Below are 11,547 nucleotides of genomic sequence, written 5' to 3'. Positions count from 1 at the left end.
GCTAAGGTATATGCGTTGATTAGGCGTGAAACTGGATTGGGGGCCGAATAAGAAGCGCTGAGAAGGCAGAGTGAGGCGGTGACGAAACGTGTCTGATTGCGTCGTTTGTACTAGGCATTTTCTCGTCAGAGAATTGAGCTTGTATAAACACATAGGTTGCAGCAAACGCGAAGCATCCACATTGTCCATCGCAGCAAACATTCACATCGTCAGTGTCACAACAATCCATTTCCATGGACATGCCATGTTCCGAAATTGTGGACTCAGACATCTTGGATTTTGCCATGTGGGTGTCATTCAAGGATTCAGCGTGAGCCCCGGACTGGGAAGAATGCTGGGGTGCTAAATGCATTGAACAAGGCATGTCTGGCGTCAAAGAAAATGCCATAACAGGGGCAAACGCTCCACTTATCTGTGTGATAAGGAGCGTCAACATCATAACGATCGTCGCAAGTTGCTTTGGCATTTTCATCCCACCAGTATAATTAATAACATCGATTAAATAAACAATTGGTGGAACAACATCCAAATCGCAGCTCCGAACATCACCGCATTTTCTGAAAATGATACAAAGCCGAGAGGTACGTTGGAATCGCCACCGACACAAGCACATTTCAGCTCACGTTTGTCGATGTATACAGCTTTGATCACTGACACGCCACCAATACCGCCGATAAACAACATGATAGGAATGGAAATCACGGATAACGTCCCAGCGACCATCAAAAGGCCTCCGAGGACTTCAGCATAGGGGTAAGTAAAAGCATAGGGCACATATCGGCGTGCTAGTAAGTCATATCCAAGAAAGCCGTTAACGAAAGCTTGCAAGTTTTGCAGTTTAAGTAAACCAAGCATAATCATAGATAGTCCGATGAAATGCATTACCAGAGTTTGTATCTCTAATTCACCAGCAAAAGGATATGCAATAGCACATGCAAGTAATGCTGCGACACCAAACACAGCCATCACAGGAAAATAAGTGGTTTTATTTTTATCTTTTGTAGCGATTCCTAAGTGACGTTGCAAGTCTTCAAAACCGCCAATTCGCTTATCATTAATGATGATTTGAGGCGTAGTCTTAACATCAAGTTTAGATTTCAGCTCGTCCACCTCTGCCCGAGAGGTCAAAATTTTATCGTCTATCTGGAAACCGTTTCGCCGCAACAAATCTTTGGCACGAAGCCCAAAGGGACAAGTATGGGCGTCGGTTTCCATACGATATAGCGTTGCTGATTTACTCATTGTCAGTCACCTTATTTGTGAAAACACGATGAAATGATAAACTGCGTACTTTACTACGGTGTCAAGTGGAATTTGATCAAACTTGTCGTATGAGGTGATTATGAAAGTGGGAGAGTTTGCGAAACATACTGGCGTGAGTGTGGAAACTGTTCGTTATTATCATCGCGAAAATTTGTTGCCTATTCCCGAATCTCCAGGTGCCTTTCGTCATTACACGACAAAGCACGTCGAAAGAATCGCTTTTATTCAAAGTGCTAAGTTAGCGGGATTTTCGTTGGCAGATATAAAAAAGCTGAACCGACTTGATGCATCAAACGATAAAACTACAATCAGGCAGATGTCTGAACAAAAGATGTGTCTTCTTGAACGTAAAATCCAAGAATTAGAAACGGCTAAAAAATTTCTGGCTGAGCTCGTCGATGCATGTCGAAGAAGTAATGATGAACCCTGCCCAATATTGCAAACACTTAGTGGCAAGTAGAGTAGTCATATCTACACGCCAACTACTGATCTGGAAGGCGTGCGTTTGGGGGCTCAGAGGTTATAAGCGGCAGTTAGCTTAAAACTATGCACATGCGGACTTTTAACCCGTTAGAGCTGACCAAAGCGGTCAGCTCGCCTTTATTCAATTACCGGTAAAACAATCTCTGCGGTAACACCTTCACCCAGATGAATACTGTTAGTTGCAATCGCGGTTTCAGTCGATGTGTACGGGTTGGCTGCCGTGTTTAAGTTACGCGCATATGAAGGGAAGTTGCTCGAAGAAACTTCCACTTGTAAGCGATGACCAGCAGCGACTGTGCGCGACAGTGGGATAGGTGGCAGCTCAATCGTATAGGCTTCTCCAGCAGTCATAAACACTTCTTGCTCTAGCCCGTCGCGGTAGCGCATACGCAAAATGGTATCGCCCAAATTAAACGCACGCCCATCAGGTAATACCTGATTAATTTTTACCGTAAAGTCGGTATCAGGCTGGTCTGAGGATACGGTTAAACGAACATTTGCTAAACCGAACACACTAAGGGCTTGCTCCAACGGTTCAGACGTAAAGACCAGCACGTCTTGACGGCTATGCAGTTTAGTCTGATCAAAACTGCCATCTTCATGGTCATCACCTTCGCCGTAGATTTCACCACCAACACTAGGTACGGGATTGGCTGGATCATATTGATAACTTATCGTCTTAACGGCACTGCTGTGCTGCATCGCGAGTGAGCCATCGCCATTTAAGTACCATGTTTGATTGCCGTTCATTGGCATGCTGTCTGTTTGATGCCACTGGCCATTGCCAAGATAAGCGGTGTAAGCCGCTGTGGACCCCGTTTCAGGTACTGCTTTTAGCCATTGATCAAACCAGCCGGTTACCTCGGCCACATAGTCATAACGCATATCGCCCAGTTCAAGATCGCCCATTTTAGCCGTCTCAGTTTCAACACTTGCGCGCCCAAATGAACAGTGGCCACCTTGGGTTAAGCGCAGTTTTTGGTTGTCGCGACCGGCGGCTGCGTTGGTTGCGCGATTCCATTCAAAATAGGCCAAGGTTGAACGTGCTGATATGTCATACAAGCTTTCAAACCATAGGGCAGGGATGTTTATTGCCTCGCCTTCACTGATGCGATTCACGCCCCAGCTCGGATCAACGGGGCCCATTTGCAAATAGCTGGGCACCTCATTACGAGGCGAATTAAGTTCGTCCATGATGTCAATCATCGGCAAGTGCATACGCGTTTGATTGTAGGTGCTGGAAGGGATTTTATAACCGGCATTGCTCAAGCTAAAATGGCCGATGATTTTTTGCCGTTCTTCGTTAGTCAGTTCAGGCGGGAACTGCGGCCATTCCTGGTGCATGGCTTGGTGGAAATAATTCATCCAGCCCTGCTGCCAAACACCGCCACGCCAAAAGTTACCTTGTTCGCGAAACGGCCCAGCTTCAGCCACGCCAACACCCGATGAGCCAATAACCATGGCTTTGTGAGCGGGGTGGTTGGCATTGCCCAGTTGCAACTGGTTTTCGCCTGATGATGAGCACCCATAAGTACCTATTGAGCCGTTTGACCAGGATTGCTCGACAATCCAGTCCATGGTATCCCAACCGTCTTCTAATGCACCACCGAGCATATTGAACTCGCCTTCACTGAAATAACGACCACGCTCGTGCTGCATAACGACTGCATAGCCTTTGTTTAACAGTGTTTCATGCAATACCGAGCCTGGCCTAACTTCCGTTTTATACGGCGTTCTGATCATTATCGCGGGCACTTTTTCGGTCTGCGCCACAGGAGGCAAAATCACCAGTGTATTCAGGCGCGCACCATCGCGCATGGTCACTTGCACATTGGCTTCAATGACAGAGCCTTGTGGCGGCACAAATTCAGTAGGACGCTTTTGAGCAGCGCTCGATTGCGGTGGCTCAGAGCAAGCCGTGACAGTGGTTAACAACAGTAAACTCAAAGCGACAGTACGCATGAAGACCTCAACAACAAAAATTAAAAACACGATTTCATTGAATGGCGCGCTTACGCCCCTTAAATTCATCGATAGAGCCAAAAGCATAGCGAAATCTGCGGGACGCGCAATCGTAAAGTTTGCAGCAACATAAGAGTAATGCTACAACTCCAAGCTAATTATACTGACTCGTAGTGTTATGACTCTCGAAATATCTACCGCCCAAGCAGTGCGTTATAGTCGCCAAATCAATCTGCCCGGCATTGACCTAGACGGTCAAGAACGGCTATTGGCTAGCAGAGTTTTGATTATCGGAATTGGGGGGCTCGGTTGCGCAGCTGCGCAGTATTTGGCAACTTCTGGTGTCGGACACCTAACCTTGGTTGATGACGATGTCGTTGAAGTGTCAAACTTGCAGCGCCAAGTCTTACATTCTGAGGCAACACTGGGAATGCTTAAAGTTGACTCAGCTAAGCAAGCACTCGAAGCGTTGCGGCCTGATCTGTCGCTCGCTACCATATCCGAGCGTTTAGATGAAATGGCCTTGGCGAAGCAGGTAAGTAGCCACGATGTAGTGCTGGACTGTACCGACAACTTAATCAGTCGTAATGTCATCAACAGCGCATGTGTAGCGGCTGAGAAACCATTGGTGATTGGCGCCGCTATTCGCATGGAAGGTCATTTGTTCAGTGTAATTCCCAAACAAAATACGGCGTGTTATGCCTGTTTGAGTCGCTTTTTCGCAGAGTCTGACTTAAGTTGTGCTGAGGCAGGTGTGCTTGCACCTGTTGTCGGTATTGTCGGTGCTGCACAAGCATTGGAAGCGATAAAACTATTACTTAAATTGGGCGAGCCAACGCGCAATGGATTACACGTATTTGATGCTCGTCAGTTCAGTTGGCAACGTTTTAATGTCACTAAACAAGCTGATTGTAAAGTGTGTAGCTAGGGCGTTTTCAACGTTTTTTTGATACGTCCGACAGTACACTGAATTTATCGTCAGAGTGCTTTCTTGGTCGGCATTATGACGTTTGCAAATATTAATCCAGCAACCAATGACATGAAAATAACAAAAGTTTCTTGGCCAATATGGTCAGTCGAGACAAAATCTTGGCCTGAGACAAATGAATTCAATCCAATATACGTTTTAGAGCCCGGTACCAGTACGATTAAACCTTGCATCAGCACTATACTGGCGGGTGCGTTGGCTATCCGAGTGAACAGGTTAGCAAATACACCAACAGCAAATGCCCCCACGAAGGTGCCCAGACCAAATTCCAAGTATTTCGACGCCCAGTAGGTGCCGAAATAACCAATAAAACCGCAGGTTATTGCCCAGGGAGCGTGTTTTATTCGGATTTTAAAGATAATCACAAGTGCCGAACACAAGATTAATACGGCAACAAAAATCGCCCATTTGGGTAAGGCCTCAGTGGTTGTCATTGCGACTTCACTGAACAGAGTGAAGCCTAAGGCTATCCCCAAGAAGGCGCCAAAATACAGCTTAAACAGTTGCATCAATGCATCCATTACGCGCGCAGTGCCCGATACCAAGTGCCGTGATGATAATTCGGCAAGTCCTATGGTCAACGCCAGTCCGGGGATAAATATGATAATTGACGAGAGGACAACTAGACGGATGTTAATCGCTGGGTCGATAAAACTACTGATGGCGCACGCACACAAACCGGCAACTAGTGCGACTGCAACTTCAAGCATGTGATTAACACGCTTGCTGCGCATCGCCCATGCTGCGAATAAATACATGATAAGGCCAATAAAGCCAGACGCGTAAGCATCGACCAAACTAGCCCCCATCACAATGGCAAAGGCGCCAGTGGATAAGCCAAACGCAATGCAGGTTAAAAAAGAATTGTAGAAATTGGGGAGCTCGTCAATCTCATCGAGTCTTTCATTCGCTTCTGCCAAGGTGTACTCACCAGCCAACAATTTATTGACCAGTTCGTCTGTCCGCGATAATGAGCCTAGATCAATATCGCCAGGCTGAACGCGGGCTGCATGATTGTATTCATCTTCATGCTTGTCACTCCAAATCACAAAGGTCAACGACGTAGGCGTGCTGATAAAGCCTGCATGGACGTTTAAATAAGCAGCCACTTCGGACATATGAGCCTCCCAGCGAAACGCTGGGGTGCCGTATTTGTGTAACATCTTACCGAGTTTAACGATAAATTTACGGATCTGAATAAATTCTTGTTTATCCACTACTTCTCAGTCTTAAGGGATGGTTAGGCTGGCTTTGTTGGTGCTTGTTTACGATCAAAAAACAACAGTGCAGCCGGTAAAAAGATCAAATCGACAATCAGTGCGACAACAATAATGATGCTGGTCAGTAGACCCATATCTTCATTAAGCGCAAACGTTGAGAGCGACAATACCGCAAACCCCAAGGCAAGCACAACCGTTGTAATCAATAATGCTCGTCCAACGCTTTGAAATGCATAGCGAACACTTTTTTCCGCGCTGTCTCCGCGCTGTCGCGCGTAATTGTATTTGCTTAAAAAGTGCACTGTGTCGTCAACAATAATACCCAAGGTCATACTTAACACTACGGCAAGTGCCATATTGATTTGACCGGATATCAGCGCCCAAATACCAAAGCCAATACCTGCTGGTAACATGTTTGGGATTAAACTGATCAGTCCCATACGCAAAGAACGCAGAGCGAATATTAACAGGCCTGAAATCAGTACCAACGCTAGTAAGGTGCCTTCAATCATACTTTTCATGTTGGTTTCACCGATGTGGGCAAACATCAAGGGGGGACTGGCCGCCGTGATGCGTAAATTCGGTGCAAGCTGAGCAAACCAATCCAATGCGCGTTGTTCGAATTCGACGAATTCATTGCTGCCAAGGTTTTGCATGGTGACCATTATCCGTGTTGCGGATTTGTCGATATCGATTTGATTATTCAAATCAAGACCATAGGGCAGGGACATCTCAAATAACAATAAATACTGTGCGGCAAGTTCTTTTTCAGCGGGCAACTTATACATGGTTCGCTCGTCGGCGTGCATGTTTTTATTTAAGCGCTTCATCGTGTCAGACAAGGTCGTCACATGATCGACTTCAGGTTGGGCGCGTAACCAGGCACTAAACGCCGCGATGTACTGCAAATTTTCAGGCTTGTTAATATCAGAAGGCGTTTCGGTGTAAATACCAAAATCGGCGGTCGACATACCGCTTAAGTTTTCGGTTTGAAAATCAGCCGCCTGGCGAAACTCACTGGACTGATCAAAGTACTCAATGGCGACATCGTTGAGCACATTGGTAAAGGCTAATAATATGGCTGCGGCAAACGCAATGACACCATAGGGCAATATGCGCTTGTGATAGGTTATGACCCAATTGGCCATACTTTCCGGCCAAGTATGCTGGCCGCCAGAAACGGGGACTGAAACATTGGATACAACCAATAAGGCAGGTAAAAACGTCAGCGATAACCAACAGGCCAACATGACACCCAATGCGGTTAAGTTACCTAAGTCATTGAGGATCGGCACGGCTGAGAAATTTAAGGTTAAAAAGCCGATAGCAGTGGTAACACTGGTGATCACAATCGGCATGAGGTTGATATCAAGGCTATAGCGAATCGCCTCTTCTTTATTGCGGCCCTGGCGCATAGCAAAGAACATGGAAGAAATAACATGAATACAGTCGGCCACGGCTAATGTCATTACCATGGTCGGCACATTGACCGTTGATAAGCTTAAATAAAAACCGGTCCAGCCAGCAAAGCCCATGGTCGCAATAATCGAGAAAATGACGATGATCAGTGTTGCTATCGTACACTTGAACGATCGTAGCAGTAACCACATAACGACGATTATAGTTAGAAACATTAATGGTATTAGTGTTGAAGCATCCTGATTTGCGGCTTCTTGAAACGCATTATTAAGCATCACCATGCCGGTATGATGAAACTCATGCTCCGGATAACGCTGCTTAAATTCATCGGTCATTGCGCGCACAAACAGATTAATGGCGGTGACTTCTGGGGTTTGGTCTCCATCGGGTAATTGCACCGTAATATTTACCACGGCTACGTGACCTTGCTCAGAAACCAAACGCCCTACAAGGTTAGGCTCTGTTAGCGCGACTTGTTTAACTTGAGCAATTTTTTCAGCAGTTAAATCTTCTGGATACTCAATCAGGCTTTCAACCATCAAATCATCGTATTCAGAGTAAGTGTGTTGAAAGTTGCTGATAGAGTCGACACGTGTCGATAGCGGGGTTTGCCAGGCGGCTTCGGTTAACTCGTGAATCAGTGTGAGCGTTTCCGAGGTAAATACATCGCCATTTGGTGGCGCGATAATAATACTGGCATTTTCGTTTTTGTTGAAAATGTTTTGCATTTCTTCAAATGCCACACGCTGCGGATTGTCTTCGTGAAAGAAGACTTTGTAGTCCCCCCTGAAGTACAAATATTGCGCGCCAGCCGCTAGGGCAAAAACCGTAATAATATTTACGATCATAACTAGCCAAGGGCGAGCGATCACTAAATCCATCCAGCGTTGCTTCATCGAATAAACCATCAATTAGTGGCAAGTCTGCTAATTACACACTGGGTTTGTCGATCGTGCAAACTTTTAACGGGAAATTTATTTTTTATTTTGAGAGAGATAAAAAAACGGCTGCGAAAGCAGCCGTTTGGATAGCGTCAACGGTAGCCTATTTGCCAACACCGACTGGGTCACCAGCATTTGGTGCATCAGTGTCTTTAGTCCGCGTTAATCGACGCTTGATAGCACTGAATGGACGGCGCAGGTCGAGTAAAATCATGTATAAGCACGGCACTAGCAACAGGGTAACCAGTGTTGCATACATAACTGCGAATCCTAGCGCTACGGCCATCGGTATCACAAAAGCGGCTTGCAAGCTTGTTTCAAACATTATTGGCAACACACCAGCAAAGGTAGTTATCGACGTAAGTGTAATCGCTCTAAAGCGCGCACAGCCAGCCTCAACCACCGCTTCCCGAATGGAATAGCCTTGTGCGCGTCGTTGGTTCACAAAATCTGTCATTACTAAGCTGTCGTTTATTACAACACCTGCGGCCGCAATCAAGCCAAAGAATGACATCATGCTGAGGTCAATGCCCATGAAGAAGTGACCCCAAATCGCCCCTGTGAAACTAAATGGGATAACCGACATAATGATCAACGGCTGGCCATAGCTCTTCAGTGGCACTGCGAGCAGAATAAAAACAATAATCAAACCAGCAATAAAGAACATTAGCTGTTCATTTTGTTGCGCTTGCTGCTCTTTGATATCACCGCCCAGCTCGGTTTTAACACCTGGGAATTCCTTGAACAAGTTCGGTAACAAGGTTTCGCGAATATCTTCAACCACTTCGTTCGGTTCAACCAGACGCTCGTCAATTGAGCCCCAAACGTACACACTTTGATAGCCCGCTTCGCGGCGAATGTAACTGATACCTGGCTCTTCGGTAAGCTCTACAACATCACCGAGCATGACCTCTCGGCCAGATGGCGTGGTTATAACCGCGTATTTAAGCGATGCAAATTGCTCACGTGTTAGGCGCGGATAGCGCACCATTACTCGGACTTCTTCACCATTGCGAATTACCCGTTGTGCTTCGCCACCAAAGAAACTAGCACCTACTTGATTGGCTATACTGCTAAGATCGAGACCTAAATCATAGGCCACGGGCAACAGCGTCATTTGAATTTCTTTGCTCGCGGGGTCGATGGTTGAGCTAACGTCAAACAGACCCTCTTGTTGTTGCAGCATTTCAATAAATCGACGACCTGCGGCGTTCAATGTATCGAGATCAGGACCGAAGATTAAATAGCCAAACTCACCATTGTCACCGCCACCATTAACATCATCCTGAACGGTAAACGACTTCATTCCAGGAATGGGAGGGATAGCTTCTCGCCAGCGACGGGCAAGCTCAAATGTATCAAAATGACGCTCATCCTCGCCAACCAGTGGCACAACGATTCGGGCCTCGGTCCGACCTTGGTTAAAGGCAAGTAAGTCTCTGATCATGCCTGAGCCATGCTCTTTAATCGTGTCTTCTTCGATTTGCCAAATAACATTTTCAATCGTTTGCAATGCTTCAATGGTTGCAGTATCAGATACAGTTTCGTTCATTTCGATACGAACACTAGGGAAGTCGTGTGGCACTTTTGGATTCGGCACCGTTCTGACGTAGTTGGCTTGAATTAATCCAACACTGATTAACAGCATCGCCAAAAAGCCCATAAATACTGCCCAGCGCCACTCAATACATGCGGCAATGGCGCGTTTATAAGGACCATTGACGAAGCCAAAGAAACGGCTGTTAAAACGAGCGCGCCAGCTGTTTTTCTTTACGGGTGGAAACTTAGTGTGCGCCAAGTGTGCCGGTAAGATGAGTTTGGATTCAATCAAACTGAAGACCAAACACAAGATGACAACGACCGAGATATTATAGAAAAACGCCCCCTCTGGACCAGAGCTCATCGTGGCAGGCGCAAATACTGCTATAGTCGTTAATACACCGAAGGTCGCTGGTGTTGCCACGCGCTTAGCACCGCGTACGACGTTATCGACTCCTCCACCTTTACTTTCAATTTCAGTATAGGCGCTTTCTCCTATAACAATCGCATCATCGACCACAATACCCAGTACCATGATGAATGCGAACAGTGACAAAATGTTAATGCTGACGCCAAAGACTGGCATCATCATTACCGCCCCTAAAAAACATACCGGTAAGCCGACCATTACCCAGAAGGCCAAACGGAAGCGCAGGAATATTGTCAGTAATAATGCAACCAGTATTGCGCCTTGGAACAAGTTGCTGAGCATCATATCCAGACGTGCATTGAGGTAATAGGTCATATCGACCAGTATTTCGAGCCGGACGCCATCAGGAAGGGTTTTGTTACGCTGCTCAATATATTGCTTAACGCTCTCAGCTACGGGGACCATATTTTGGGTCTTGGTGGCTTTAACCGCCATCCACATCGCATTTTGGCCGGAGTATTTGAAGTAACGCTCACCCTCTGTAAAGCCATCAGTTACAGTAGCCACGTCACCGAGAAGCACTCGAGCCCCGTTATTACCTATCTTGATAGGTATTTGGCGAAATTCTTCACCACTGTAATACTGATTTTCTACACGCACTGAAATAATCCCGGAATCTGTGCGTAATTGACCAGCAGAAATATTCGCAGAATAACGACGAATAGCCTGAGTGATGTCGTTAATGGTGACATTGTATTTGCGCAACATTTCTGGTTGCACCTCAACGGCAATTTCGTCATCAGGCGCGCCCATCTCAACCAATGCGACGTTGTCGAGTTGTAACAATTCCTGCTCGATTTGTTTAGCTAATACTTTCAGCTCACCTAAGGGCAGGTCGCCGACCAAAGGCATTTCTAACACATCTTGCCGGAATTCGATTTGGTAAACAGTTACCGGCTCCATATCCGCCGGAAAAGTTGCTATGCCATCGACCCGCAATTTGACCTTGTCGAGTACGTCAGTTAAATCTTCTTCAGGAAAAATTTCCAGCGTAACCCGGCCACTATTCCTGAAGCCACGTGACACGATGCGTTTGATCTCGGTGACGTCTTTGAGCGACTCTTCGATTTTGATTAAAATTGATTCTTCAATTTCTTGCGGTGATGCGCCGCGATACTGAGCTTCAATATTGATGTAATTAATTTCAATATTGGGAAACATTTGGCGCTGGATAGTAAGATAACTGACTATCCCCATGATGATGATAAAAAACATCATGAGATTGGCCGCTACTGAATTATTTGCGAAAAATGCAATTATGCCGCTTTTTGCGTCGTTTCGAGCATTCATATTCTGTACCTT

8 protein-coding genes are annotated in these 11,547 nt (G+C 46.2%); 2 read left to right on the top strand and 6 right to left on the bottom strand.

Annotated elements, in window-relative coordinates:
• Positions 1–19 precede the first annotated feature (19 nt).
• Together QTP81_RS04900 and QTP81_RS04895 are read right to left on the bottom strand one after the other, a co-directional pair.
• Positions 20–466, bottom strand: a complete 447-nt coding sequence (locus QTP81_RS04900; RefSeq protein ID WP_289364122.1) for a hypothetical protein — start codon at positions 464–466, stop codon at positions 20–22.
• A gap of 32 nt (positions 467–498) precedes the next feature.
• Positions 499–1,242 carry a MauE/DoxX family redox-associated membrane protein gene (locus QTP81_RS04895; RefSeq protein ID WP_289364121.1) on the bottom strand — a complete coding sequence of 248 codons (744 nt, stop codon included), beginning with the start codon at positions 1,240–1,242 and terminating at the stop codon, positions 499–501.
• A 100-nt stretch (positions 1,243–1,342) separates the two neighbouring features.
• Between QTP81_RS04895 and QTP81_RS04890 the strand changes: the two genes are divergently transcribed.
• A complete protein-coding gene (locus QTP81_RS04890) occupies positions 1,343–1,723 on the top strand; it encodes a MerR family transcriptional regulator (RefSeq protein WP_289364120.1) in 381 nt (126 codons plus the stop codon).
• Between the two features lie 140 nt (positions 1,724–1,863).
• Here the strand turns inward: QTP81_RS04890 and QTP81_RS04885 are convergent, their stop codons facing one another.
• A complete protein-coding gene (locus QTP81_RS04885) occupies positions 1,864–3,708 on the bottom strand; it encodes a CocE/NonD family hydrolase (RefSeq protein WP_289364119.1) in 1,845 nt (614 codons plus the stop codon).
• Positions 3,709–3,886: 178 nt separating this feature from the next.
• Between QTP81_RS04885 and moeB the strand changes: the two genes are divergently transcribed.
• Positions 3,887–4,636 carry a molybdopterin-synthase adenylyltransferase MoeB gene (moeB, locus tag QTP81_RS04880; protein WP_289364118.1) on the top strand — a complete coding sequence of 250 codons (750 nt, stop codon included), beginning with the start codon at positions 3,887–3,889 and terminating at the stop codon, positions 4,634–4,636.
• A gap of 50 nt (positions 4,637–4,686) precedes the next feature.
• Here the strand turns inward: moeB and QTP81_RS04875 are convergent, their stop codons facing one another.
• The 3 genes from QTP81_RS04875 to QTP81_RS04865 form a co-directional block, all read right to left on the bottom strand.
• The gene (locus QTP81_RS04875; RefSeq protein ID WP_289364117.1) at positions 4,687–5,913 is read right to left on the bottom strand and encodes a threonine/serine exporter family protein; all 1,227 of its coding nucleotides are present in this window, start codon (positions 5,911–5,913) and stop codon (positions 4,687–4,689) included.
• 23 nt (positions 5,914–5,936) lie between these two features.
• Entirely contained in the window at positions 5,937–8,231 is a 2,295-nt protein-coding gene (locus tag QTP81_RS04870) for an efflux RND transporter permease subunit (protein ID WP_289364115.1), read from the bottom strand.
• A gap of 148 nt (positions 8,232–8,379) precedes the next feature.
• Positions 8,380–11,535 (bottom strand): efflux RND transporter permease subunit, encoded by a 3,156-nt coding sequence (locus QTP81_RS04865; RefSeq protein WP_289364114.1) that lies wholly within the window; start codon positions 11,533–11,535, stop codon positions 8,380–8,382.
• Between the last annotated feature and the right edge of the window lie 12 nt (positions 11,536–11,547).

This window comes from Neoalteromonas arenosi (assembly GCF_030362855.1).
GTDB classification, from domain to species: domain Bacteria; phylum Pseudomonadota; class Gammaproteobacteria; order Enterobacterales; family Alteromonadaceae; genus Alteromonas_E; species Alteromonas_E arenosi.
Note: the sequence above shows the minus strand (reverse complement) of the source record. Positions and strands in the feature narration are given on the sequence as shown.